The sequence below is a fragment of the Luteimonas qiangzhengi genome (assembly GCF_039548515.1).
Taxonomy (GTDB): Bacteria; Pseudomonadota; Gammaproteobacteria; order Xanthomonadales; family Xanthomonadaceae; genus Luteimonas.
This window is the reverse complement of sequence record NZ_JBCLVE010000008.1, coordinates 100,443-123,678: the sequence shown is the minus strand read 5'-3', so window position 1 is coordinate 123,678 and position 23,236 is coordinate 100,443. Positions and strand designations below refer to the sequence as shown.

24 protein-coding genes, 1 other RNA gene and 1 riboswitch are annotated in these 23,236 nt (G+C 67.9%); of the genes, 19 read left to right on the top strand and 6 right to left on the bottom strand.

Annotated elements, in window-relative coordinates:
• The first annotated feature begins 2 nt into the window (after positions 1-2).
• Positions 3-920, top strand: coding sequence for a glycosyltransferase family 2 protein (locus WCE59_RS07295; protein WP_343258080.1), 918 nt, complete (start codon positions 3-5; stop codon positions 918-920).
• Between the two features lie 30 nt (positions 921-950).
• Entirely contained in the window at positions 951-2,126 is a 1,176-nt protein-coding gene (pncB, locus tag WCE59_RS07290; RefSeq protein WP_343258079.1) for a nicotinate phosphoribosyltransferase, read from the top strand.
• Positions 2,127-2,360: 234 nt separating this feature from the next.
• Here pncB and pyrF read toward each other — a convergent pair whose 3' ends face one another.
• Together pyrF and ettA are read right to left on the bottom strand one after the other, a co-directional pair.
• Complete coding sequence (gene pyrF, locus WCE59_RS07285) at positions 2,361-3,209, bottom strand: orotidine-5'-phosphate decarboxylase (RefSeq protein ID WP_343258078.1); 849 nt, start codon at positions 3,207-3,209, stop codon at positions 2,361-2,363.
• 55 nt (positions 3,210-3,264) lie between these two features.
• Positions 3,265-4,926 carry an energy-dependent translational throttle protein EttA gene (ettA, locus tag WCE59_RS07280; RefSeq protein ID WP_343258077.1) on the bottom strand — a complete coding sequence of 554 codons (1,662 nt, stop codon included), beginning with the start codon at positions 4,924-4,926 and terminating at the stop codon, positions 3,265-3,267.
• A gap of 190 nt (positions 4,927-5,116) precedes the next feature.
• Here ettA and glyA point away from each other — a divergent pair, with 190 nt between their 5' ends.
• The 13 genes from glyA to WCE59_RS07215 all read left to right on the top strand — a co-directional run bounded on the left by glyA (position 5,117) and on the right by WCE59_RS07215 (position 15,432).
• A complete protein-coding gene (gene glyA / locus WCE59_RS07275; RefSeq protein WP_343258076.1) occupies positions 5,117-6,385 on the top strand; it encodes a serine hydroxymethyltransferase in 1,269 nt (422 codons plus the stop codon).
• A gap of 18 nt (positions 6,386-6,403) precedes the next feature.
• Positions 6,404-6,955, top strand: a complete 552-nt coding sequence (gene nrdR, locus WCE59_RS07270; protein ID WP_343258075.1) for a transcriptional regulator NrdR — start codon at positions 6,404-6,406, stop codon at positions 6,953-6,955.
• A gap of 54 nt (positions 6,956-7,009) precedes the next feature.
• Entirely contained in the window at positions 7,010-8,107 is a 1,098-nt protein-coding gene (gene ribD / locus WCE59_RS07265; protein ID WP_343258074.1) for a bifunctional diaminohydroxyphosphoribosylaminopyrimidine deaminase/5-amino-6-(5-phosphoribosylamino)uracil reductase RibD, read from the top strand.
• Positions 8,108-8,307: 200 nt separating this feature from the next.
• Positions 8,308-8,508: riboswitch (FMN riboswitch) on the top strand.
• Between the two features lie 132 nt (positions 8,509-8,640).
• Complete coding sequence (locus WCE59_RS07260) at positions 8,641-9,258, top strand: riboflavin synthase (protein WP_343258073.1); 618 nt, start codon at positions 8,641-8,643, stop codon at positions 9,256-9,258.
• A 1-nt stretch (position 9,259) separates the two neighbouring features.
• Positions 9,260-10,363: a 3,4-dihydroxy-2-butanone-4-phosphate synthase gene (gene ribB / locus WCE59_RS07255; protein ID WP_343258072.1), complete on the top strand. Its 1,104-nt coding sequence runs from the start codon at positions 9,260-9,262 to the stop codon at positions 10,361-10,363.
• 75 nt (positions 10,364-10,438) lie between these two features.
• Positions 10,439-10,906: a 6,7-dimethyl-8-ribityllumazine synthase gene (gene ribH / locus WCE59_RS07250; RefSeq protein WP_343258071.1), complete on the top strand. Its 468-nt coding sequence runs from the start codon at positions 10,439-10,441 to the stop codon at positions 10,904-10,906.
• Positions 10,903-11,364: a transcription antitermination factor NusB gene (nusB, locus tag WCE59_RS07245; RefSeq protein ID WP_343258070.1), complete on the top strand. Its 462-nt coding sequence runs from the start codon at positions 10,903-10,905 to the stop codon at positions 11,362-11,364. Before ribH ends, nusB begins: the two co-directional genes overlap by 4 nt.
• A 43-nt stretch (positions 11,365-11,407) precedes the next feature.
• Complete coding sequence (gene thiL / locus WCE59_RS07240) at positions 11,408-12,376, top strand: thiamine-phosphate kinase (protein WP_343258069.1); 969 nt, start codon at positions 11,408-11,410, stop codon at positions 12,374-12,376.
• Between the two features lie 118 nt (positions 12,377-12,494).
• Positions 12,495-12,857 carry a roadblock/LC7 domain-containing protein gene (locus WCE59_RS07235; RefSeq protein WP_343258068.1) on the top strand — a complete coding sequence of 121 codons (363 nt, stop codon included), beginning with the start codon at positions 12,495-12,497 and terminating at the stop codon, positions 12,855-12,857.
• Positions 12,858-12,875: 18 nt separating this feature from the next.
• Positions 12,876-13,385, top strand: coding sequence for a PAS domain-containing protein (locus WCE59_RS07230; protein ID WP_343258067.1), 510 nt, complete (start codon positions 12,876-12,878; stop codon positions 13,383-13,385).
• The gene (locus WCE59_RS07225; protein WP_343258066.1) at positions 13,382-14,137 is read left to right on the top strand and encodes a PhnD/SsuA/transferrin family substrate-binding protein; all 756 of its coding nucleotides are present in this window, start codon (positions 13,382-13,384) and stop codon (positions 14,135-14,137) included. The genes WCE59_RS07230 and WCE59_RS07225 overlap by 4 nt, the downstream gene beginning before the upstream one ends.
• A gap of 3 nt (positions 14,138-14,140) precedes the next feature.
• Positions 14,141-14,803, top strand: a complete 663-nt coding sequence (locus tag WCE59_RS07220; RefSeq protein ID WP_343258065.1) for a hypothetical protein — start codon at positions 14,141-14,143, stop codon at positions 14,801-14,803.
• A complete protein-coding gene (locus WCE59_RS07215; RefSeq protein ID WP_343258064.1) occupies positions 14,800-15,432 on the top strand; it encodes a hypothetical protein in 633 nt (210 codons plus the stop codon). Before WCE59_RS07220 ends, WCE59_RS07215 begins: the two co-directional genes overlap by 4 nt.
• A gap of 27 nt (positions 15,433-15,459) precedes the next feature.
• Here the strand turns inward: WCE59_RS07215 and WCE59_RS07210 are convergent, their stop codons facing one another.
• The 4 genes from WCE59_RS07210 to WCE59_RS07195 all read right to left on the bottom strand — a co-directional run bounded on the left by WCE59_RS07210 (position 15,460) and on the right by WCE59_RS07195 (position 19,772).
• Positions 15,460-16,614 carry a MalY/PatB family protein gene (locus tag WCE59_RS07210; protein ID WP_343258063.1) on the bottom strand — a complete coding sequence of 385 codons (1,155 nt, stop codon included), beginning with the start codon at positions 16,612-16,614 and terminating at the stop codon, positions 15,460-15,462.
• A 7-nt stretch (positions 16,615-16,621) separates the two neighbouring features.
• Positions 16,622-17,926 (bottom strand): APC family permease, encoded by a 1,305-nt coding sequence (locus WCE59_RS07205; RefSeq protein ID WP_343258062.1) that lies wholly within the window; start codon positions 17,924-17,926, stop codon positions 16,622-16,624.
• 101 nt (positions 17,927-18,027) lie between these two features.
• Positions 18,028-18,411 carry a YraN family protein gene (locus WCE59_RS07200; RefSeq protein WP_343258061.1) on the bottom strand — a complete coding sequence of 128 codons (384 nt, stop codon included), beginning with the start codon at positions 18,409-18,411 and terminating at the stop codon, positions 18,028-18,030.
• A complete protein-coding gene (locus tag WCE59_RS07195; protein ID WP_343258060.1) occupies positions 18,408-19,772 on the bottom strand; it encodes a penicillin-binding protein activator in 1,365 nt (454 codons plus the stop codon). The genes WCE59_RS07200 and WCE59_RS07195 overlap by 4 nt, the downstream gene beginning before the upstream one ends.
• A 122-nt stretch (positions 19,773-19,894) precedes the next feature.
• Here WCE59_RS07195 and rsmI point away from each other — a divergent pair, with 122 nt between their 5' ends.
• From rsmI to rsmH, 4 genes are all read left to right on the top strand, one after another.
• Positions 19,895-20,758, top strand: coding sequence for a 16S rRNA (cytidine(1402)-2'-O)-methyltransferase (gene rsmI, locus WCE59_RS07190; RefSeq protein WP_343258059.1), 864 nt, complete (start codon positions 19,895-19,897; stop codon positions 20,756-20,758).
• 57 nt (positions 20,759-20,815) lie between these two features.
• An RNA gene (gene rnpB / locus WCE59_RS07185) (RNase P RNA component class A) lies at positions 20,816-21,168 on the top strand.
• Between the two features lie 651 nt (positions 21,169-21,819).
• Complete coding sequence (locus WCE59_RS07180; RefSeq protein WP_343258128.1) at positions 21,820-22,266, top strand: division/cell wall cluster transcriptional repressor MraZ; 447 nt, start codon at positions 21,820-21,822, stop codon at positions 22,264-22,266.
• Entirely contained in the window at positions 22,263-23,228 is a 966-nt protein-coding gene (rsmH, locus tag WCE59_RS07175) for a 16S rRNA (cytosine(1402)-N(4))-methyltransferase RsmH (RefSeq protein WP_343258058.1), read from the top strand. The genes WCE59_RS07180 and rsmH overlap by 4 nt, the downstream gene beginning before the upstream one ends.
• Positions 23,229-23,236: the final 8 nt, after the last annotated feature.

Below are 23,236 nucleotides of genomic sequence, written 5' to 3'. Positions count from 1 at the left end.
GCGTGCACAACGACGGGCGCACACGCGCCGACACGGTCACCGCCGTGGTGGTGACCTACCAGAGCGCTTCAACGATCGATGAGTGCCTGCAGCGACTGCGGGCAGCGGATGCGGTGGCCGCCGTGCGGGTGGTCGACAACGGGTCCGAGGACGGGACCATGGCGATCGTGCAGCGGCACGCGGCCGCCGATCCGCGGGTGCGTTTCATTGCCAATCCGGACAACCCGGGCTTCGCGGTGGCCTGCAACCAGGGCGTAGCCGCGGCGGATGACGAAGGCGGCCGCTGGGTGGCGATGGTCAATCCCGATTTGATGCTGGAGCCGGATACATTCGCGCGGATGATCTCGCTGGCTTGGACGCATCGGGGGCCGGTGTGCGAGGGCGGCCTGCCGCGGGTGCTGCTGGGGGCTGATCTGGTGGGTGAGGACGGGGTGCGCGATCCTGCGGCGCGGCGGCGTGAGCCGGACTTTGCCGCCATGCTCCGCGGCGTGCTGGGCGGTGGCAGTACCGCCACGTCGATGGCCATCGCTCCCGATGACACGCAGCCGCTGCAGCCGGTGCAGGCGATATCGGGTGCGCTGATGCTGATGCCGCGCGCGCTGTACCAGCAGCTGGGTGGCTTTGACGAAGGCTACCGCCTGCACGCCGAAGACTTGGATCTGTGCCGACGCGCGGGTGAAGCCGGGGCGTTCATCGCCGTCGCCAACCCGGCGCGGGTGGTGCACCTGCGCGGGGTGTCGAGCCGCTCGCGGCCGGTGTTCGTGGAGTGGAACAAGCATCGCGGCCTGGCCCGCTACTTCCGGCGGTTCGAAGCGCCGAAGCGCTCCCTGCCGGTGCGCCTGGCGGTGTATGCGATCATCTGGGCCCGCTTCCCCATTGCCGTATTGCGGGCCGCCAGCCGCTCGCAGGCTGGAGCCTGAGTCACCGGCGCGGCCCATCGGAAAGACGCCATGCCGGTCATTGAATCGCTGCTCGACACCGATCTTTACAAGCTCACCATGATGCAGGCGGTCCTGCACCAGCACCCCGGCGCGCACGCGGTGTACCGCTTCCGCTGTCGCTCGCAGGACGTTGATCTGGCCCGGCATATGGATGCGATCTCTGCGGAGATCGATGCGCTGTGCAGCCTGCGCTTCACTCCGCAGGAGCTGGAATACCTGGCCGGGCTGCGCTTCATGACGCCCGACTTCATTGATTTCCTCGGCCTGTTCCAGCTGGACCGGAAGTACGTCTCGCTGCGCCGCTCCGACACCGAGCCCGGCGGGATCGAGCTGGAAGTCGCCGGACCGTGGCTGCACACGATCCTGTTCGAGGTGCCGCTGCTGGCCATCATCAGCGAGCTGCACATGGCCCATGGGGCGGGGCCGGAAGTGCGGGTGGAAGGGCTGCGGCGGCTGCGGAACAAGGCCGCCCAGCTGCGCGAAGGCGTCGGCTATGAGGATTGTCGGATCACCGACTTCGGCACGCGTCGGCGCTACTCGCGCGCCTGGCACGGCGAAGTGGTGCAGATGCTGGTTGATGAGCTTGGGCCGAAGTTCGCCGGCACCAGCAACCTGGACCTGGCGCGGCGGCTGAATATCAATCCGCAGGGCACCATGGCCCACGAATGGCTGCAGGCCTTCCAGGCGCTGGGTCCGCGGCTGCGTGATTCGCAGAGTGCGGCGTTCGACAGCTGGGCGCGCGAATACCGCGGCGATCTCGGCATCGCGCTGACCGACGTGATCGGGCTGGATGCCTTCCTGCGCGATTTCGATCTGTACTTCTGCAAGCTGTTCGACGGTATGCGCCATGATTCCGGCGACCCGTTCGAATGGGGCGAGCGCATGATCGCCCACCTGCAGGGCTACCGGATTGATCCGAATACCAAGGTGCTGGTGTTCAGCGACGGGCTGGACATGGACCAGGTGATGCGCCTGTACGCGCGCTTTCGCGGCCGGGCGAAGATGTCGTTCGGCATCGGCACCAACCTCACCAACGACCTGGGCGTGCCGCCGCTGAGCATCGTGATGAAGATGGTCCGCTGCAACGGGCAGCCGGTGGCCAAGCTCAGCGACTCGCCGGGCAAGACCATGTGTGACGATCCCGGCTACCTGGCCTACCTGCGCCAGGTGTTCGAAGTCGCCTGACCGGTCCACTGGGGCGGGCATGTACCCCGCTTCTGTAGGAGCGCGCCATGCGCGCGAAGCCGCGTGAATTCCGGCTTGCCTGATGGGTTAAGTCTTGCGTGGGCTGATCCGCCGGCCCTTTACCTTTGCGGCCATCGCGTCATGAGCAGAGGTCACGCGGCTTCGCGCGCATGGCGCGCTCCTACAAATCGTCCGTCGCAAGTGCCCAGTCGACCGAGTAGGGGGCTTCCGCGGTCAGGCGGTGCGGAAGCGGTTGATCTGGTCGCGCAGGGTGCGGGTGGCGGTGGCGGCGGCTTCGGCGTAGTCGTCGCCGGATGAGGCGTAGAGGATCGCGCGCGAGGAGCTGACCATCAGGCCGGTGCCGTCATCGCTGCGGGCGTTGCGGACCACCGCCTCCACATCACCGCCCTGTGCGCCGACGCCCGGAACCAGCAGCGGCATGTCGCCAACAATCGCGCGTACTTCGCGCAGCTGTTCCGGCCAGGTGGCGCCCACCACCAGGGCGCAGTTGCCGTGGCCGTTCCAGTCACGGGCAATGGTCTCGGCCACGTGCTGGTACAGCGGACGCTCGCTGCCGTCCGCGCCGCGCACCGGCAGATCCTGCAGGTCGGCGGCGCCGGGGTTGGAGGTGCGGCACAGGATCACCACGCCGCGGTCGGCGCGGTCGAGGAACGGCTGCACCGAATCCCGTCCCAGGTACGGATTGGCAGTCACCGCATCCGCGCCGTAGCGGTCAAAGGCCTCGGCCGCGTAGTGCTGCGCGGTGGATCCGATGTCGCCGCGCTTGGCATCCAGGATCACCGGTACCGACGGGTGCGCCTGGCGCAGGTGCGCGATCAGCCGCTCCAGCGCGTCTTCGGCGCCCAATGCTGCGAAGTGCGCGATCTGGGGCTTGAACGCGCAGGCGAACTCCGCGGTGGCATCGGCAATGTCGCGGCAGAAGTTGAACACCGCGTCCGGGTCATCGCGGAAGCGGGCAGGGAACTTCGCCGGCTCCGGATCCAGGCCCACGCACACCAGGGTGTCGGCGGACTGCCAGCGAGCGCGCAGCCTGTCGATGAACGTAACGTCGTTGAAGGTCATGCCCACAGCCTCCGTCCAGCAGACGGCGCCCGCGTGGGACGCGGGCGCCCTTGGATCACTTCAGCGCCTTGAAACGCAGCCGCTTCGGACCCGCGTCGTCGCCGAGGCGACGCTTCTTGTCTTCCTCGTACTCGCGGTAATTGCCCTGGAAGAACTCCACGTGCGAGTCGCCCTCGAACGCCAGGATGTGGGTGGCGACGCGGTCAAGGAACCAGCGGTCATGGCTGATCACGAACGTGTTGCCGGGGAACTCCAGCAGCGCATCTTCCAGCGCACGCAGGGTTTCCACGTCAAGGTCGTTGGACGGTTCGTCCAGCAGCAGCACGTTGCCACCCTGTAGCAGGGTCTTGGCCATGTGCAGCCGGCCGCGCTCACCGCCCGACAGCGTGCCCACCATCTTCTGCTGGTCCTGGCCCTTGAAGTTGAAGCGGCCAAGATAGGCGCGCGACTGGATCTCGATGCCGTTGATATTGAGGATATCGGCGCCGCCGGAGACTTCCTGGAAGACGTTGTGGTTGCCCTCCAGCTTGTCGCGGCTCTGGTCCACGTAGGCGATGTCGACCGTCGGGCCCATCTCGATCGTGCCCGAGTCAGGCTTTTCCTGGCCGGTGATCATCTTGAACAGGGTCGATTTACCGGCGCCGTTGGGGCCGATGATTCCAACGATCGCGCCCGGGGGCACGATGAAGCTCAGGTTGTCGATCAGCAGCCGGTCGCCAAAGCTCTTGGAAACGTTCTTGAACTCCATCACCTTGGTGCCCAGGCGTTCGCCCGGCGGAATGAAGATTTCGTTGGTTTCCTGGCGCTTCTGGTAATCGACCGCCTGCAGCTCCTCGATCCGCGACAGACGGGCCTTACCCTTGGAGCGGCCGCCCTTGGCATTGCTGCGGGCCCACTCCAGCTCTTTCTGGATCGCCTTCTGGCGCGCCTTCTCAGAGGATTCCTCGCGCTTGAGGCGGTCTTCCTTCTGCTCCAGCCATTGGGTGTAGTTGCCCTTCCACGGAATACCGCGGCCGCGATCCAGCTCCAGGATCCATTCGGCGGCGTTGTCGAGGAAGTAGCGGTCATGGGTCACCGCGACCACGGTGCCGGTGTAGCGGGCCAGGAACTGCTCCAGCCATTCGACCGATTCGGCGTCCAGGTGGTTGGTGGGCTCGTCCAGCAGCAGCATGTCGGGCTTCTGCAGCAGCAGCTGGCACAGCGCCACGCGGCGCTTCTCGCCGCCGGACAGCTTGCCGATCACCGCGTCCCAGGGCGGCAGGCGCAGCGCGTCGGCGGCCACTTCCAGCTGCTGTTCCAGGGTGTTGGCATCGCCGCTGGCCAGGATCGCCTCAAGCCGTTCCTGTTCCTTGGCCAAGGCGTCGAAATCGGCGCCTTCCTCGGCGTAGGCGGCGTACACCGCCTCCAGCGCGGCTTGCGCCTGCAGCACTTCGCCCAGGCCCGCTTCAACTGCCTGGCGCACGGTGTGCTCCGGGTCCAGCTGCGGCTCCTGGGCCAGGTAGCCGACCTTGATGCCGGACTGCGGGCGCGCCTCGCCTTCGAAATCGGTATCCACGCCGGCCATGATCCGCAGCACCGTGGACTTGCCGGAGCCGTTCAGGCCCAGCAGGCCGATCTTGGCGCCGGGGAAAAAGCTGAGCGAAATGTCCTTGATGATCTGCCGCTTGGGCGGCACCACCTTGGACACCTTGTTCATGGTGTAGATGTATTGCGACATTGGGGGGCTCCGCAAGCGAAAACCGGCCCGTGGAAAGACGGGCCGGCGAAGGTGTAGGGATCTGCCCATTATAACTGGGGTCGGGCCGCGGGGATCACAACCGGGCGAGGGCGGCCGGGCAGGCGCCGCCCGCAGCGGCCGAAAAGCTACAATCAGTCCATTCCCCCCGCCCCGACCCAGGAGAAGTTGAATGTTTCCCAAAGACGCGCGCATCGAAGGTTACGATCCCGAGCTGGCCGCGGCCATCGCGGATGAGGGTCGGCGGCAGGAAGACCACGTAGAGCTGATCGCTTCGGAGAACTACGCCAGCCCGCGGGTGATGGAGGCGCAGGGTTCCAAGCTGACCAACAAGTACGCCGAGGGCTATCCCGGGCGGCGCTACTACGGCGGCTGCGAGTACGTGGACGTGGCCGAGCAGCTGGCGATCGACCGCTTGAAGGAACTGTTTGGTGCGGACTACGCCAACGTGCAGCCGCATTCGGGCTCGCAGGCCAACCAGGCCGTGTATCTGTCGATGCTTTCGCCGGGTGACACGATCCTCGGCATGTCGCTGGCCCACGGCGGGCATCTGACCCACGGCGCCAAGCCCAATATCAGCGGCAAGCTGTTCAACGCGGTGCAGTACGGTGTGAATGACGACGGCCTGATCGACTACGACGAGGTCGAGCGGCTGGCGGTCGAGCACAAGCCGAAGATGCTGATCGCCGGGTTTTCCGCCTACTCGCAGGTGATCGACTGGGCGCGTTTCCGCGCCATCGCCGACAAGGTGGGCGCGATCTTCTTCGTCGACATGGCTCACGTGGCCGGTTTGATCGCGGCGGGTGCGTACCCGAACCCGGTGCCGCACGCGCACGTGGTCACCTCGACCACCCACAAGACCCTGCGCGGGCCGCGTGGCGGCATCATCGTCGCCAGCCGCGAAGGCGCCGGCGACAGGTTCGACGACATGTGCAAGAAGCTGCAGTCGATCGTGTTCCCGGGCCTGCAGGGCGGGCCGCTGATGCACGTGATCGCGGCCAAGGCGGTGGCGTTCAAGGAAGCACTTGAGCCGGAGTTCAAGGCCTACCAGCAGCAGGTGGTGAAGAACGCCCAGGCCATGGCGAAGACCATTATCGAACGCGGCTACCGCATCGTGTCCGGCGGCACCGAGAACCACCTGATGCTGGTGGACATGATCGGCAAGGGCATCACCGGCAAGGCTGCGGAAGAAGCGCTGGGCCGGGCCCACATCACGGTCAACAAGAACGCGGTGCCGAACGATCCGGAAAAGCCGTTCGTGACCTCGGGCCTGCGCATCGGCACGCCGGCGGTGACCACCCGCGGCTATGGCGAGCAGGACTGCGTGGACCTGGCCAACTGGATGTGCGACGTGCTGGACGCGCCGGCGGACGAGGAAGTGATCGCCCGCGTGCGTGACCAGGTCACTGCGCAGTGCCGCAAGTATCCGGTGTATGGCTGATCCTGACCGGCGGGCCTGATGCACTGCCTCTTCTGCCAGCACGTTGATACCCGCGTGATCGACTCGCGCGCCTCGGAGGATGGGGCCACCATCCGCCGCAGGCGCGAGTGCGAGGCCTGTGGCGAGCGGTTCTCCACCCTGGAAACCATCGAGCTCAAGCTGCCTGCGGTGATCAAGAGCGATGGCCGCAGGGAGGCGTTTGAAACGCGCAAGCTGCGGCAGAGTTTCGACCGCGCGCTGCACAAGCGCCCGGTGCCCGAAGAGCAGGTGGAGGCGTCGGTGCGGGCAGTGGTGCACCAGCTGCGCATGACCACCGAGCGCGAGGTGCCGTCGCGGCGGATCGGCGAGTTCGTGATCGCCGAGCTGCGCAAGCTCGACCATATCGGCTTCGTGCGCTTCGCCTCGGTGTACCGCTCGTTCCAGGACGTAGCGGATTTCCGCAACGAGCTTGACCGCCTGGAGCGCGAGGCGCCCGACGAAGGCCAGCTGCCGCTGCCGGGGGTGGGTGGCGAAGGGCTGCCCGCTGAGCACGCTGCAGCCGACGCTGCAGGCAAGGGGCGCAAGCGTTGAGGGCGTGCGCCGCAACGCAATGACCTTCCTGATCCGGGAAAAAAGGCTGTGTCCATGACCAATCAATTCAGCGCGACTGATCACGAGATGATGGCGCGCGCGCTGCGCCTGGCCGAGCGCGGCCTGTACACCACCAAGCCCAACCCGATGGTCGGCTGCGTGCTGGTCCGCGACGGCGAGGTGGTGGGCGAGGGCTGGCACCAGCGCCAGGGTGAGGCGCATGCCGAGGCGCTGGCCCTGGAAGCCGCCGGCGAGCGCGCCCGTGGCGCCACCGCCTACGTGACCCTGGAGCCCTGCGCGCATGCCGGGCACACCGGCCCGTGCGCGGATGCGCTGGTGGCTGCGGGCGTGGCGCGGGTGGTGGCGGCGATGCGCGATCCGTTTCCGCAGGTGGACGGCAAGGGGTTCGAGCGGCTGCAGGCGGCGGGGATTGAAACCGCTTCCGGGCTGATGGAAGCGCAGGCCCGCGAGCTCAACGTCGGCTTTATTTCCCGCATTGAGCGTGGCCGGCCGTGGGTGCGGGTGAAACTGGCGATGAGCCTGGACGGGCGCACCGCGCTGGCCAGCGGCGAATCGAAGTGGATCACCGGCGAGGCGGCCCGCGTCGACGGCCACCGCTGGCGCGCCCGCGCCGGGGCCATTCTCACCGGCGCCGGCACGATCATGGCCGACGATCCGCAGCTGACCGTACGCATGGGCGATGACACGCCGTTCGTGGCGCCCATCCGGGTGGTGCTGGATCCGGGCCTGGCCACGGTGGCCCGCGGTCGGGTCCGCGAGGGCGATGCGCCCACCTTGTACCTGCACGCGCCCGACGTGAAGCCGCCGCGCGAGATGGCCGCGCCCCGCGCCGCGGTGCCGAAGAAGAACGGCGGGCTGGATCTGCGCGCGGTGCTGCAGCTGCTGGTGGAGCGCGGGGTCAACGAGGTGCACGTGGAAACCGGTGCCACCCTGGCCGGCGCGTTGCTGTCGGAAGGGCTGGTGGATGAGCTGCTGCTGTACGTGGCCCCGGTGCTGCTGGGCGACACTGCCCGGCCGCTGTTTGCTGGGCTGAAGGTGGACGACATGGCCCACCGCTACTGCCTGCGCGCCGCCGAAACCCGCAAACTCGGCGAAGACCTGCGCATCCGCCTGCGACCGGTAGCCCCGTAGGTCGGGGCTACGCCCCCGACGCCCCGGGAATCCTGTACTCGCGCGTTCGCCGCGAACCACACATCCCCCGCGTCGGCCGCATAGGCCGACCTGCGAAGACACCGCCGGCGGTCTTGCGGTGGAACGCCGCGTTCCGGGCCGGGCATCGGGGCCGGGTGGTAGAATTCCGGCGCCGGTTCGACCGGCACCAAACCAACCAGAAACGTCTTCAGGGCGGGGTGGAAGTCCCCACCGGCGGTAGGCGCGGCGGCCAATTCCGGCGTCACGCAAGCCCGCGAGCGCCTGTGGTGCACACCACGGGGTCAGCAGATCCGGTCCAATGCCGGAGCCGACGGTCCGGGAAGCGGCGGCGGGCAATGCCCGGCACCGGTTCCCCACAGTCCGGATGAAAGAAGACCATGCGTGCGGCCGCGGCCGCGCGCGTGTCCTGCGCCCGGGACGTTTTTCGCCACCAATGCGGGAAACGCCATGTCCTGTTTCATCTTCGTCAATGCTTCCATCGCGCCCGGTCCGCGCAGGCAGGGGTGCGCCTGATGTTCACCGGCATCATCGAAGGGGTTGGCCGGCTGGCCGCCCGCGAGCCGCGCGGCGGCGATGTCCGCCTGGTGGTGGACACCGGCACGCTGCCGTTCGAGGCCGTGCAGCTGGGCGAGAGTATCGCGGTCAATGGCGTGTGCCTGACCGTGGTGGCATTCGACGCGGCCTCGTTCCAGGCCGATGTATCCAACGAAACCCTGACGCTGACCACCCTGGGTGGCCTGTCGGATGGCGCCGCGCTGAATCTTGAGCGCGCCATGCGGCCCCACGACCGCCTCGGCGGGCACCTGGTCAGTGGCCACGTGGATGGCGTGGGACGGGTGGAGCGGATCGAACCGGATGCCCGTGCCCAGCGCTGGCGGTTCACCGCGTCGCCTGCCGTCCTCCGCTATGTGGCGATGAAGGGCTCGATCTGCGTGGACGGCGTGAGCCTGACCGTCAACGGCGTGGACGATGCCGGCTTCGAAGTCGCCCTGGTGCCGCACACCGTCGAACACACCCGTTTTTCCAGCACCGGCGTCGGTGACCCGGTCAACCTGGAAGTCGACCTGATCGCCCGCTACGTCGAGCGCCTGATGTCCGCCCCGGCCCCCCAGCCCCGACACGAGACCTGATATGCCTTTCTCCCCGATTCCCGAACTGCTTGAAGAGCTCCGCGCCGGTCGCATGGTGGTCATCGTTGATGACGAAGACCGTGAGAACGAGGGCGATCTGATCATGGCCGCCGAGCTGGTGCGCCCCACCGACATCAACTTCATGGTTACCCACGCGCGTGGCCTGGTGTGCCTGTCGCTGACCCGCGAGCGCTGCGGCCAGCTGGGCCTGCCGCCGATGGTGCGCGACAACACCTCGTCCCACCACACCAACTTCACCGTCAGCATCGAAGCCGCCGAAGGCGTCACCACCGGCATCTCGGCCTATGACCGCGCCCACACCGTGCGCACCGCGGTCAAGCCCAACGCGGTGCCGGCCGACCTGGCCCAGCCCGGGCATATCTTCCCGCTGGCTGCGCAGCCGGGCGGCGTGCTGAATCGCGCCGGCCACACTGAGGCCGCCGTGGACCTGGCGATGCTGGCGGGCCTGGAGCCGGCCGGTGTGCTGGTGGAAATCCTCAACCCCGACGGCACCATGGCCCGGCGCCCGGAGCTGGAAGTGTTCGCCCGCGAGCACGGCCTCAAAATGGGTTCGATCGAGGAACTGATCCGCTACCGCCTGGCCACCGAACACACCGTGCAGCGGGTGGATGACCGTGAAATCGAGACCCCGCACGGTCCGTTCCGGCTGGTGACCTACCGCGACCAGCTCAGCCACGGGCTGCATTTCGCCCTGGTGCGCGGCACCCCGGACCCGGAGCACGCCGCGCTGGTGCGGGTGCAGCCGCTGAACCAGCTGGCCGATGCGCTGCACTGGCAGCGCGCCGATTTCGGCCCGTCGGTGGCCCGGGTGCTCGAACTGCTGGCCGCTGAGCCGAGCGGCGCACTGGTGCTGCTGGAGGAACGCGCCGATACCGATGCGCTGCTGGCGCGGATCCGCCAGACGCCGCAAACCGCGGCCCCGGCGCGTGGCGGTGACCTGACCGAATGGCGTCGCAACGGCGCCGGCAGCCAGATCCTTTCGGACCTGGGCTTTGGACGCCTGCGCGCAATGGGCACCGCGCGCAAGCAGGTGGGCCTGCCGGGCTTCGGCCTGGAGGTGGTTGAATACGTGGATCCCGCCTGACCGGAGCCCACGCTGGCGCCGGCTGCGGCCGGCCCATGCACTAGACTTGATCCCCCCACCCGGAACCGTATCAACATGACCCACTACGAAGGCGACCTGCGCGCCCCTCCCGGCGCGCGCTTTGTGATCATCGCCAGCCGCTGGAACCCCCGCATCACCGACGCCCTGGTCGCCGGGGCGCGTCGCGCTTTCGCCGCCAACGATGTGGACGAGGACGTGGTGGACGTGGTCCGGGTGCCTGGCGCCTGGGAAATCCCCATGGCTGCCAAGCGACTGGCCGCTTCCGGCCGCTATGCCGGCGTAGTGGCGCTGGGCTGCGTGATCCGCGGTGATACCCGCCATTACGAGCAGGTGGCCGACGGCTGCAGCGACGGTCTGATGCGGGTCGCCCTGGACACCGGGGTCACCGTGGCCAACGGCGTGCTGGCGGTGGAAGAAGCAGAAGACGCGGAGCGCCGTGCTGGCGGCTCCCACGGCAACAAGGGCGAGGAGGCTGCGCTGGTGGTGATCGAGATGGCGGAACTGATGGAGAAGCTGGCATGAACCGGCCACGTCGTCCTGATGGAGTGGATCCCGCGCGCCGCACCCGTGCCCGCCGGCGCGCGCTGCAGGCCGTCTACACCTGGCAGGTGGCCGGCGGCCGCAGCCAGGAAGTGATAGCCCAGTTCGCCCATGAGCAGGCCCACGAAGTCGCCGATCTGGAGTACTTCGAGGATCTGGTGCGCGGCGTGCTGACCCACCAGGCCGAACTGGATGCCTCGCTGCTGCCGTTCCTGGACCGGAAAGTGGACGAAGTGGACCAGATCGAGCGCGCCATGCTGCGCATTGCCGCCTACGAACTGCAGCACCGCCTGGATGTTCCCTACCGGGTGGTGATCGACGAGGCGCTGCGCACGGTCAAGCGCTTCGGCTCCGAGCACGGCTACACCTACGTCAACGGCGTGCTTGACCAGGCGTCTGCCCAGTGGCGCGAGGCCGAGGCACAGGCGTCCCGCCGCTGAGGTCAAAGCCTGTCGCGGGCGGCAGTTGGATGGAGGGCAGGCGGTGGAATTCGATCTGATCGCACGTATCCGCGCCCGTGCCGATGCCCGTACCGATGTGGTGCTGGGCATCGGCGATGACTGCGCCCTGTTGCAGCCGCCTGCCGGCATGCAACTGGCGGTCACCGCCGACACCCTCAACGCGGGCGTACACTTTTTTCCGGACGCTGCGCCGGCCGATATCGGCTGGAAGGCCCTGGCCGTCAACCTGTCCGACCTCGCTGCCACGGGCGCTGCGCCCGCCTGGTGCCTGCTGTCCCTGTCGCTGCCGGAGTCCGACGCGGCCTGGGTGGATGCGTTTCTGGATGGTTTCCTGACGCTTGCTGCCGAGCACAACGTGGCGCTGGCGGGTGGTGACACCACCCGCGGCCCGCTGTCGATCGGCGTCATTGCGCACGGACTGGTCACACCGGGGACAGCGCTGCGACGCGATGCCGCGCAAGCGGATGACGATGTCTGGGTCAGCGGTCAGCTGGGGGATGCCGCGGCGGCGCTGGCCTTGATCTCCACGGATGGGGCCGAGGCGCGGCCCGCTGCCGGGGCCGCCGCGCTGCGGACGCGGCTCGATCGGCCGGAGCCACGCGTGGCCCTGGGGCTCGCGTTGCGCGGCGTGGCCAACGCGTGCATCGATGTGTCCGATGGCCTGCTGTCCGACCTCGGCCATGTGTGCGTTGCCAGCAACGTTGCTGCGCGCATCAACGTGGATGCGCTGCCATCTTCCACGGCGCTGGATGCGCTGGACCTGGATGCGGGACGGCGCCGGGCTCTGCAGGCAAGCGGTGGCGATGACTACGAGCTGTGCTTCACCGCGCCGCCCGCGCGCCGCGAAGCAGTGACCGCGGCGGCCGCTTCGGCAGGCGTGCCGGTGACCCGGATCGGATCCATCCATGCCGGCACCGGGGTGCAGGCCCTGGACGCCAACGGCGTGGAATGGGTGCCACCGCGCTCCGGCTACGTCCACTTCTCCGACTGAAGTCAGGCTGGCACAACCAGACCCGATTGGCCCTGATCGTGATCAATGCCTGCGTGAGCGCTGGGTCTTAGCATGTCCGCTTCGCCGGTTTCCGGCAGCACTCCAGGGCCCCCACGCCATGCGTACCGACCAGTTCCAGCAAATGCTGGTGGATCTGAATGGATCCACTTCCGATATTGAAGCCTCCGCGCTGATTTCCGTCGACGGTCTGATGATGTCCTCGGCGATGCCGCAGGGCATGGACGAAGACCGGGTGGGCGCGATGTCCGCCGCGCTGCTGTCGATGGGTGAGCGCACCGCGCGTGAACTGGCCCGCGGCAAACTGGATCGCGTCCTGGTCCAGGGCGAGGACGGCTACGTGATCATGACCTCGGCTGGCGAAGAAGCCGTGCTGACCGTGCTGGCCCGGCCCAACGCCAAGCTTGGCCTGATCTTCCTGGACATCAAGCGTGCCGCCCAGGCGCTGAGCAAGATCATCTGATCCATGACCAGCATGCCCATGACCAGCATTCTTCCGATCCCGCCGATGTCGCCGCCGGCCGCGGGCGATGCCCAGGCCACGGCAACGTGTGTCTACCATGACGGCAGCCAGCGAGAGGTCTATTGGAACGACCGCGAGGAGCCGTTCCCCAATGGCAAGTTGATCGTCTCGCGCACCAACCTGGTCGGGGCCATCACCCATGCCAACGCCGCGTTCGTGGAGATGAGCGGCTACACGCGCGAGGAACTGATCGGCGTGCCGCACTGCGTCCTGCGCCATCCCGAGATGCCCAAGGCAGCCTTCAAGGACTTGTGGGACACGGTCAGCGCAGGCAGCAAGTGGAACGGCTACGTCAAGAATCTGCGCAAGGACGGGTCCTACTACTGGGTCTACGCCACCGTGATTGCCAACGTGCGAGAGGGCAAGGTGGTGGGCTACACCTCGGTGCGGCGCAAGCCCTCGCGCAGGAAGATCGAAGAGGTACTGCCGCTCTACCGGCAGTGGCTGGCAGAGGAGGCCGCGGCATGACCTTCAATTTCCTGGTGGCCCCTGATTTCCCGCCTGACCGGTTCTCCGGCTGGTACATGTTCAACACCCTGTTGCAGCGGCGCTCGGCCATCGGTATCCATCTGCTGATGCCGGCCGATCGTGCCGAGCAGGAAGCGATGCTGGCTGAAAAGGAAGTCGATCTGGTGTATGCCAACCCGTTCGACGCGGCCGCACTGGTGCGCGGGCAGGGCTATCGGGCACTGGCCCGGCCGGCCGGCTGCGCGGACGAAATGGTGATCGCCACTGCGGCGGATTCAGCGCTGGCCTGCGTGGAAGATCTCAAGCCTGGTGCCTCGATCGCGTTGACCGGAAACATCGACGTCAAGCTGATCGGCTTGCGCCTGCTGGAGCCGGCCGACCTGACCGAAGCGGACATCCAGTGGCACGTGGCCGACAGCTACCAGGCGGTGGCACGGCAGGTGCTGTCGGGCCAGGTGGATGCGGGTTTCTTCCTTGCCGATGCATTCCACAGCTTCTCCCGCCTCACCCTGTCGCGGATGAAAGTGCTGGTTGAAAGCCAGTTGCGCGATATCAGCCACGTGCTGCTGTCGCATCCGCGCATCGACGCGGACCTGGCCGTGCTGGGCGAGGCCCTGCTGGCGATCCGCGGAGAGGATGACGCTGGCGCGGCCGAAGTGCTTGATGCGCTCGGCTTCAATCAGGGTTTCGAAGCGATGGATGCCGAGGACGTCGAGTTCATGATCGACCTCATGGATACCCTGCGGGACTGACCCATGGATGACGTTTCACTGGCTGCAGGATCGGATGCACGGCGTGCGCTGCGGGCCCACGGGCGCGCAGTGCTGCAGGCTCCCCACGATGTGGCCGCGCACCTGGCCCGGCTGCAGGTCGCCCTGCAGCTTCCGGGGTCCGAACCCGTGCAGGGCGTGCTGGCCGACTTCTTTTCGGTGCCCGTCGACAACGGCGCGACGCTGCGCAAGGCCGCCCTGCAGCTGGCGGTGGAGCGACTGGATCCGTATTCGGTCGATGCCTTTACCCGTCACGCGGGTGGCCACGCGCGGCTGCCCTCCATCAGCCCGCTGGCCACGCGCTGGAGCGTGCTGGTGCAGCCCAGCGCCGATGTGCCAGCGCGGGTGCGCCGTGGCGGCCGCGATGACTCGCGCAGGCTGGCAGAAGAAGTGGTGCAGGCGCTGTATGACGGCGAGCTGGTGGAGGCGGCCCGCATCGAAGCCGAGTTCCTCGGCCACTGCATTTCCTGCCAGGACAAACTGGCCTTCATGCTGGCCATGCGTGGGGTGCGCAAGGCCGGTATAGAAGTGGACGCGCGCTGGGGACGGGTGGCGGCCTGGCTCGGGGCGCGGGACGCGTTCGGCGACCAGCAGAAGAGTTTCGGACAGACCGCCGCCATCGACGCAACGGAGACACCAACGCCATGACCCTGCCAGCAGACACCTGGCTCATGCTCACCCCCAAGGGGGTGCTGCACGCCTTTGCCCACAGCGAGCCGGATGCGGAGCAGTCCGCGCTGCAGACCCTGGTGGCTGGGAATCATGCGCTTGCAGCTGCCGAGTGGGCGGCGGGCGCCTCCGCTGCAGGTGTCAAGCAGGTGGAGGAATTCTTCGACCGCGCATGCGCCCAAGGCTGGTTGAATGTCCTGCGCCGCCAGGTGCCCGGTCCCGACGTGCGCCTGGATGATTTCGCCCGCCATGTGATCGCGCCGCTGTCCGGTGAACGCCGTGCGGTGCTCGCTTCCGACGGCGGGTTTTGCCTGGGCCAGAGTGGCGTTGACCAGGACGAGGCTGACGCGCTGAGCGTTGCGGCGGCGGACTTCTCCGCATTTGCCCGGCGCCAGAGCGCGCGTGGCTGGCGCGGCGCCGAACGCCATGTCTCGTTCTTCTCGGACAGCAATCTGCTGCTGCCGGACTGGTCGTTCGTGCCGTTCTGGGTGGATGGCAGCGGCTACTGGCTGGTCGTTGCCGGCGAGCCCCTGCTCAACAATTTGGCCATGGTGGAGCTGGTGTGGAGCATTCGCCTGGCTGCGAACCGGTTCCAGCCGCCACAGTAAGGCCGCGCCGCGCAGGGCGGCCACGACTCAGGCGATGGCGCGGGCCATGCGCGCCAGCGCCTCGCGCAGGATGGGGCGGGGCAGGGCGAAGTTGGAACGGACGAAGCCGGTGCCGGCCTCACCACAGTCGGCGCCGTCGGTCAGCGCCACACCCGCGCGCTGGAACAGTCGCCTCGCCGGCCCTTCCAGCGCCAGCGGTCGGCAGTCCAGCCAGGCCAGGTAGGTGCCTTCCGGGGCGGTGTAGCCAATTCCCGGCATGTCTGCGGCAAGCGTGGTGGCCAGCAGCTGGCGGTTGCCGTCCAGGTATTCGATCACCGACTCCAGCCATGCGCCGCCGTGGCGGTAGGCGGCGGTGTTGGCAATCACTCCGAGAGTCGCGGTGGCGTGCCCGGCCAGCGGATGCATGCGCCGCCAGGCGGCGAGGTCTTCCGGGTTGCTGAGGATCAGCTGCGCGCACTTGAGTCCGGCCAGGTTCCAGCCCTTGGATGCAGACGTGGCGGTGATTGCCTGCTCCGCGGCGGCCTCGCTGATCGACGCGTAGGGGATGTGCCGGTGCGGGGCAAAGACGAGCGGGGCGTGGATCTCGTCGCTGAAGACGCGCACGCCATGGCGTCCCGCAATCGCGCTCAGCTGTTCCAATTCATCCCGGGTGAACACGCGGCCGAGCGGGTTGTGCGGATTGCACAGGATCAGCAGCCCGGCGCCGTCGGCGAAAGCGGCCTCGAGCGCGTTGAAATCAAACTCCCAGCTGCCAGCGGTCTGCCGCATCGGCACCTGCACCACTTCGTGACCAAGCATGTGCAGCAGCGGCAGGAAGGGCATGTAGTTGGGCGTGGGAAGGACAACCTTGACGCCCTGCGGCAGCAGGTGGCGCAGGGCCAGTTCCAGACCGGTGAGCACGTCCGGCAGCGGCTGGATCCACGAGGGATCCGGTGCCCAGCCGTAGCGGTCGCGATGCCAGTCGCTGCAGGCCTTGGCGAGATCCGTCACCAATGCATCGCCGAGATAGCCGATCTGACCGCGATCAAGCGCTTCGCGTACCGCCGCCATGACCTCGGGCGCCGTGCCGAAGTCCATCTCCGCCACGAAGGCGCCGATGCAGTCGGGGAATGCATTCCACTTAAGCGCCCCGCTCGCGCGGAGCTGTTCAACGGTCAGGGCATCGAAGGCCTCGTGGCTCATGGCGTTGTCAGCGGATGCGGCGGCGGGAAAGGTAGAACAGGGTGCCGATGACGATCGCGCCGGCGGCTGCCAGCAGGTTGGTTGTGCTGGCACTGAACAACAGGATCACCGACAACACCAGGGCCAGCAACGGAATTACCGGCCCGCCGGGCAGGTGGAACCCGTCAGCCGGATCGCCATAGCGCCGGCGCAGTACCAGCACGCTCGCCGCGGTGGCGATGTATCCAAGCAGGCGGGTCACCATGGACAGCACCGCCAGGGCTACGAACGACCCGCTGAGCGCCAGGACCAGTGCCAGCACGAACTGGGTGGCAATGGCCGCCGCCGGGGTGCGGAACTGCGGATGGATGGAGGCCAGGTAGCGCGGCCCGTAACCGTCCGCCGCCAGGGTGTGCAGGAAGCGCGGCCCGAGCAGCATGGTGTTGTTGTTGGTGCCGAGGATCGACAGCGCCGCGCCCACGGTGAGCACGAAGGCCATGCCCTCGCCGCCGAACATCGCCGCGGCGTCCGCAAGGGGAGAGGCCGAGGAGGCCAGGTCCGGCAGCAGGCCCTGGGCCACCATCTGCACCGCTGCATAGACCAGCGTGACCACCACGATCATGGTCAGCAGGGCGAAGGGCACGTTGCGCTTGGGGCTGTGGTATTCACCCGCCGCTGCCGGCACGTTCTCGAACCCGGCATAGGCAAACAGCAGCAGCAGGGCGGCCTCGCCCAGTTGCCCGTAGTCCTGTGGCCCGGGACCACCAAAGGCCAGGCCCCAGTCCATATGGAACATGCCGATGAAGACGAACAGCAGCAGCGGCACCAGCTTGCACACCACCAGCACGACCGCCGCGCGTGCGGCCCAGCTCACGCCGATGATGTTGATTGCGGTCAGCATCAGCAGCGAGCCTGCGATCACGGCGGTGCGTCCGGCGCCTGCCGTGGCTGCTGGCTCCCAGAACCTGGCAATGGCATCGGCCAGGCCGTTGCTCAGCGATGCGGCCACCACCACCCGGGTCAGCCAGATGGTCCAGCCGATCTGGAACCCGACAAACGGCCCGAACGCCTCGCGCGCATACAGATAGCTGCCGCCGGGCTGGTCGAAATAGCTCGACGCCTTGGCGTAGCAGAGCACCAGCAGCCCCACCGTGATGCCTGCCAGCAGCACCGCCCAGATGCTGAAAGAGCCCAGCATGGCGAAGGCGGCCGCCGGAAGCAGGTAGATGCCGCTGCCCACCACATCGTTGATCGACAGGCCCACCACCTGCCAGCGCCCGACTGCGCGCAGCAGTGCCGGCTGCGGCTTGCTGTCCCCCTGGGTATTGCTCATGCGATGCCGGTAACCGGAACGGAGAGAATCATGCGCCTGGCCTGTGTTCGGATCGACCACATTGTAGGCACAGTTGCGAGGCGGGAAGGCAGCCCTGCGGCTCAGTCGTCCACGCGGAATGCGTCGCGGATCCAGTCCAGCGTGGGCGCATCCGGATCGCCGCTGGCATCGATCACGTCAAAGCGGCAGGGCACGTCCGCGTACTGCCGGTGGCTCAGTAGAAACAGCTGGGCGGCGCGGATGATCCGGCGCTGCTTGCGCCAGTCAACAGAGTCGGCGCCGCCGCCATGACTGCGTGAGCGGCGATAGCGCACTTCCACGAAGACCAGGATTGAAGTGCCGGAACGCTCGCGGTCCAGCATCACCAGATCCAGCTCGCCCAGCCGGTAGTTGGCGTTGGCGGCCACCGGGCGCAGCCCGGCAGTGATCATGTGCTCGCGGGCGGCCGCTTCCACGGCCGCGCCGCGCGCGCGGGTGCTGCTCAACCGCCGCCCAGCGGCACCACGTGGCCGCCGCTGAAAGTGGCCCAGGCCGGCGTGCGCTGGATGTTGCCGAAACCATCGATACGCAGGGTGCCGGTGGCACCACGCAGCTCGGCGTCCGTGCCGGTGACCAGGCGTTCCATGAAGGCGGTCAGCAGCCAGGCGTCGTAACCGAACGAGAACAGCCGCTGCGCCGGTCCGCGCGCGGTGGGCAGGGTGGAAGCGACGGTCGATGCCATCGGCAGTCCGGCCACGCCGCTGGAAGCCCAGCGCTCGGTGGGGAAGGCGATGCCGTCCAGCGCCGCATCGCTTTCGGTGTTGCCGCTGGCGAACAGGTGCGAAGTGCCGACCCGCGGACGGGTCGCGTAGCCGGCTTCCACCAGCTGAGGCGCGATCGCCCGGGCCTCATTGCCGCGCAGGGCCAGGAACACAGCCTGGGCGCCTTCTTCCTTCAGCATCGCGTTGCGCAGGGCTTCCACCATGTCCGGCGGGGTTTCACCGATCACCACCAGCAGGTCGCTCACCTGGCCGCCGCCTGCCTCCAGCTGGCGGCGGAACGCCTCCACGCTGCGGCGGGCGCTGTCGTCGCCACCGCTGAGCACCAGCACCCGCTGTACGTTTTGTCCCAGCAGGTGGTTGGCAGCAGCGATGCCGTCGTCCTCCGGCGCCATGGCGAAGCTGAAGCTGCCGGTAGGGGTTTCGTCACCGGCGCGGTTGAGTGCCAGCACCGGCACGGACAGCCGCGCCGGGTCGGCCAGCACCGCGGCGACCTCGTCGCGGCTCAGCGGGCCGAGGACGTAATCGGAACCTTCCGCCACTGCCCGCGCATAGGCACCCACAGCGCCGGAAGGCGTGCCCATGGTGTCGTAGAACACCACTTCAGGCCGGGCGCGGCGTTCGCCGTAATAGCCGGCCAGCAGGCCGTCGCGCACCGGCGACGCGGCGGTGGCCAAGTTGCCGGTCTGTGGCAGCAGCACCGCCAGGCGCAAAGGCGGTCTGTAACCGTCGTGGTCGGCAGGAGGGCGGTTGCCTGCCTGCGCATTCCAGAGCAACGACAGATCGAACGGACGCGGCAGCGGCAGGCCGCGGGCCATCAGCGCCCGGCCGACAAAGCTGTACAGCGGATCGCCTTCGGCCAACGCGGCGGCGCCGCGGGCCAGGGTGTCATCGTCCAGCGTGGCCAGCAGACGCTCGATCTCGCCCGCATTGGCAGCACGCGCTTCGCCGCTGAGCGAATGCTGGGCCCGGGCCAGTTCGGCGGCCGCGGCCAGTTCCGGCTGGGCCGGCTGGGCCGGAACGATGGGGCCGCTGATCTGGACCGAAGCACAGCTGGCCAGCAGCAGGGCCGCCAGCAGAAGGGCCATCCGTATCGCCTGTACGCGCATGGTTTCCATGTCCATTGGGGATATCGCCCGCGATTCTACCGTTCCGGCGGCGCCCGGCCCATGAAGGCGATGCGGCGCCGGCGCACTATGATGTCGCCATCATGCCTGCCCAATCAGCCAGCGACCCTTCCCGGGGCACCCTGTTCATCGTTGCCACGCCCATCGGCAACCTCGAGGACCTCTCGCCGCGCGCGCAGCGGACCCTGGCCGAGGTGGCCGCGGTCTGCGCCGAAGACACCCGCCACACCCGGCGCCTGCTGTCGCATTTCGGCATCGAAGCGGAGCTGGTGGCGCTGCATGAGCACAACGAGCAGGCCCTGGCGGCCCGCCTGGTGGAGCGTCTGGAAGCCGGCGAGTCGCTGGCCCTGGTCAGCGATGCGGGCACGCCGCTGGTCAGCGATCCGGGCTTTCGTCTGGTGGCCGCCGCCCGCGCGGCAGGGATCAAGGTGAGCCCGGTACCCGGCCCCAGCGCGCTGATTGCCGCGCTCAGCGTGGCCGGCCTGCCCAGCGACCGCTTCACCTTCGAAGGGTTTCTCCCAGCCAAGCCCGGCGCACGCCGCGAACGCCTGCAGAAGCTGGCCGGCGAATCCCGCACCCTGCTGTTCTACGAATCCTCGCACCGCATCGCCGACACGCTGGAAGACATGGTCGGTGCCTTTGGTCCGGCACGGCGTGCGGTGCTGGCGCGCGAACTGACCAAGCTGTTTGAAACCGTCCTGGACGGAAATCTGGAAGAGCTCCAGCAGCGGGTCCTCGCGGATGCGGACCAGCGCAAAGGCGAGTTCGTGCTGGTGGTGGAAGGTGCCGGCGACGATGCAGGGGCAGCGCTGGCCGAAGGCCGCCGCGTGTACGCGCTCCTGGCCGACCACATGCCGCCGTCATCGGCAGCCCGGGTCGCCGCGGAAATCACCGGCGCCCCGCGCAAGGCGTTGTACCGGGGCCTGCAATCCACCGCGCAGGAGTGACGGGGAAAAGGCATGTTGAACCGTGCAGGGTCGCAACGTGGGATAATCCCCGATGGCGGAGTCGGCCGGGCAATCGCGTCATTCCTTCGGGGGTGCCGAGGAAAGTCCGGGCTCCACAGGGCACGGTGCCAGGTAACGCCTGGGCGGCGCGAGCCGACGGAAAGTGCAACAGAAAGATACCGCCGAACGGTCCTTCGGGATGCGTGGCAAGGGTGAAATGGTGCGGTAAGAGCGCACCGCGAGCCTGGTAACAGGCCGGCACGGCAAACCCCACCGGGAGCAAGACCGAATAGGGACCCCATGACGTTGCCCGCGTCAGGTCCGGGTAGGTTGCTTGAGCGTATCGGTGACGATGCGCCTAGAGGAATGGTTGCCCACGACAGAACCCGGCTTACAGGCCGGCTCCGCCAACTTCTTTTTCGTGCGCCGCGACCTGAGGGGCCCCGGCGCGACCGGCAGGCCTTTGCGCTTCATGTCCCCCGGCCTGCGCCCAGGCGCAGGCCTCCTCCTTTACTTACGCGCAAAGGCCTCCCGGCCACGACGGGGCTCGGCTCCGGGAAGGTTGTGTGCCGGCTCCGTCGGGGCCGGGGCTTTTTGTAGGAGCGCGCCATGCGCGCGAAGCCGCGTGAATCCTGGAGCGGCGGGCGGGGGTGCCCTCTGGTCGTAAGTAAAGGAGGAGGTGGCGGCCGCAGGCCGACGCCGGAGGACATGGAGACCGGAGGGCACCCGCATCCGACGCCCCCGCGCCGCGACTACACAGATCCGCGCATTCCCACGGGATCTCACATGGTCTTAACTTCAGTCCTTCACGGCGTGTAAACATCTCGAATAGTGCCCTCCGTCTCAAAATTTGAGACGAAACAGCAGCTTGTGGATAAACCTTGAACAAGTCTGTGAACAGTTTCGCAAGTCATTGACCTGCCTGATGAATTTTCCCGCGACAGCATGTTGACAACCCTTATCCCGGGTCATAAGGTGGCGCTGCGTGGGTTTACCGGGAATTTTGTGGAAAACCGCGCCAATTGAAGCCCGCCGCAGACGGGCATACGGGCAGGATCAACGTGTTCCAGGGCGAGTACGCCATCACAATTGACGACAAGGGCCGGATGGTGATCCCGACCGGCCTGCGCGAGGACGTATCCCGCGCCGGCAATCGCCTGGTAATCACGTACAACCCCTTCGACGCCGGCGGTCTGTATCTGTATCCGTATGACGTCTGGTCCGGCATCCGCGACAAGGTCAATACGCTGCCGCGCGCCCGCTCCACCAACCGCACCCTGCAGCTGAAGCTGGTGGGTGCGGCCGCGGTGGTGGAGCCGGATGGCAGTGCGCGCATTTCCATCCCTGCCAGCCAGCGCAACACCGTTGGCATCGAGCGCAAAGCCGTGCTGGTGGGCATGGGCGACAAATTCGAGCTGTGGAGCGAGCAGGCCCACCAGGATCAGATCCGCCAGGTACTTGGCGATGACGATATGTCTGGTGAGGACCTGGAGGGTTTGCAGCTGTGACGGCCGGTGGCGCGGACGTCCGGTCCGGCCACCTACCGGTGATGTTCGGACAGGCCCTGGAAGGGCTGCAGGTGGTGGGCGACGGAACCTATCTGGACGGCACGTTCGGGCGTGGTGGACACGCGCGCGGCGTGCTGCAGCGTCTGGACGCCGATGGCCGTCTGCTGCTCATGGACAAGGACCCCGACGCGATCGCCGTGGCCGAGCGTGAATTCGGTGCGGATCCGCGCGTCGCCATCCGTCGCGGCAGCTTCGCTGCGCTGGCGGAGTGGGAAGCCACGGCCGGCGGCCTGGACGGGGTGCTGTTCGATCTGGGCGTGTCTTCGCCGCAGCTGGACGTGGCCGGTCGGGGCTTCAGCTTCGGCAAGGACGGTCCGCTGGACATGCGCATGGATCCGGACTCGGGCGAAAGCGCTGCCGACTGGCTTGCGCGTGCCGACGAGGCTGAAATCGCCGACGTGCTGTGGACCTATGGCGAGGAGCGCATGAGCCGGCGGATTGCCCGGGTCATCGTGGCCCGCCGCGTGGAAGCGCCGCTGACCCGCACCGCGGAACTGGCCGAATTGATTGCCGCCTCGGTGCCGCGTCCGCGTCGCGCCCCGGGCAAGCCGGACATCAATCCAGCCACGCGCTCGTTCCAGGGCATCCGCATCCACATCAACCGCGAGCTGGCTGACCTGGAAGCAGGGTTGCAGGCCGCCCACGACGCGCTCAAGCCGGGCGGGCGCCTGGCCGTGATCAGCTTCCACTCGCTCGAGGACCGGATCGTCAAGCGCTTCATCGCCGGCTGTGCCAAGCCGCCGCCGGCCAACCGCCGCCTGCCCGAGATCACCGGTTTCGTGCCGACCCTGCGTGCGCTGGGTGGCGCGATCAAGGCCGATGCCGATGAGCTGGCCGGCAATCCCCGCGCCCGCAGCGCAGTGCTGCGCGTGGCTGAAAAGCTGGCGGAGGTGGGCCAGTGATCATGACC

Coding starts and splice junctions, on each gene's coding strand:
- pncB (WP_343258079.1), top strand. CDS start 951: ATGCCGGTCATTGAATCGCTGCTCGACACCGATCTTTACAAGCTCACC.
- pyrF (WP_343258078.1), bottom strand. CDS start 3,209: ATGACCTTCAACGACGTTACGTTCATCGACAGGCTGCGCGCTCGCTGG.
- ettA (WP_343258077.1), bottom strand. CDS start 4,926: ATGTCGCAATACATCTACACCATGAACAAGGTGTCCAAGGTGGTGCCG.
- glyA (WP_343258076.1), top strand. CDS start 5,117: ATGTTTCCCAAAGACGCGCGCATCGAAGGTTACGATCCCGAGCTGGCC.
- nrdR (WP_343258075.1), top strand. CDS start 6,404: ATGCACTGCCTCTTCTGCCAGCACGTTGATACCCGCGTGATCGACTCG.
- ribD (WP_343258074.1), top strand. CDS start 7,010: ATGACCAATCAATTCAGCGCGACTGATCACGAGATGATGGCGCGCGCG.
- WCE59_RS07260 (WP_343258073.1), top strand. CDS start 8,641: ATGTTCACCGGCATCATCGAAGGGGTTGGCCGGCTGGCCGCCCGCGAG.
- ribB (WP_343258072.1), top strand. CDS start 9,260: ATGCCTTTCTCCCCGATTCCCGAACTGCTTGAAGAGCTCCGCGCCGGT.
- ribH (WP_343258071.1), top strand. CDS start 10,439: ATGACCCACTACGAAGGCGACCTGCGCGCCCCTCCCGGCGCGCGCTTT.
- nusB (WP_343258070.1), top strand. CDS start 10,903: ATGAACCGGCCACGTCGTCCTGATGGAGTGGATCCCGCGCGCCGCACC.
- WCE59_RS07235 (WP_343258068.1), top strand. CDS start 12,495: ATGCGTACCGACCAGTTCCAGCAAATGCTGGTGGATCTGAATGGATCC.
- WCE59_RS07230 (WP_343258067.1), top strand. CDS start 12,876: ATGACCAGCATTCTTCCGATCCCGCCGATGTCGCCGCCGGCCGCGGGC.
- WCE59_RS07225 (WP_343258066.1), top strand. CDS start 13,382: ATGACCTTCAATTTCCTGGTGGCCCCTGATTTCCCGCCTGACCGGTTC.
- WCE59_RS07220 (WP_343258065.1), top strand. CDS start 14,141: ATGGATGACGTTTCACTGGCTGCAGGATCGGATGCACGGCGTGCGCTG.
- WCE59_RS07215 (WP_343258064.1), top strand. CDS start 14,800: ATGACCCTGCCAGCAGACACCTGGCTCATGCTCACCCCCAAGGGGGTG.
- WCE59_RS07210 (WP_343258063.1), bottom strand. CDS start 16,614: ATGAGCCACGAGGCCTTCGATGCCCTGACCGTTGAACAGCTCCGCGCG.
- WCE59_RS07205 (WP_343258062.1), bottom strand. CDS start 17,926: ATGAGCAATACCCAGGGGGACAGCAAGCCGCAGCCGGCACTGCTGCGC.
- WCE59_RS07195 (WP_343258060.1), bottom strand. CDS start 19,772: ATGGCCCTTCTGCTGGCGGCCCTGCTGCTGGCCAGCTGTGCTTCGGTC.
- rsmI (WP_343258059.1), top strand. CDS start 19,895: ATGCCTGCCCAATCAGCCAGCGACCCTTCCCGGGGCACCCTGTTCATC.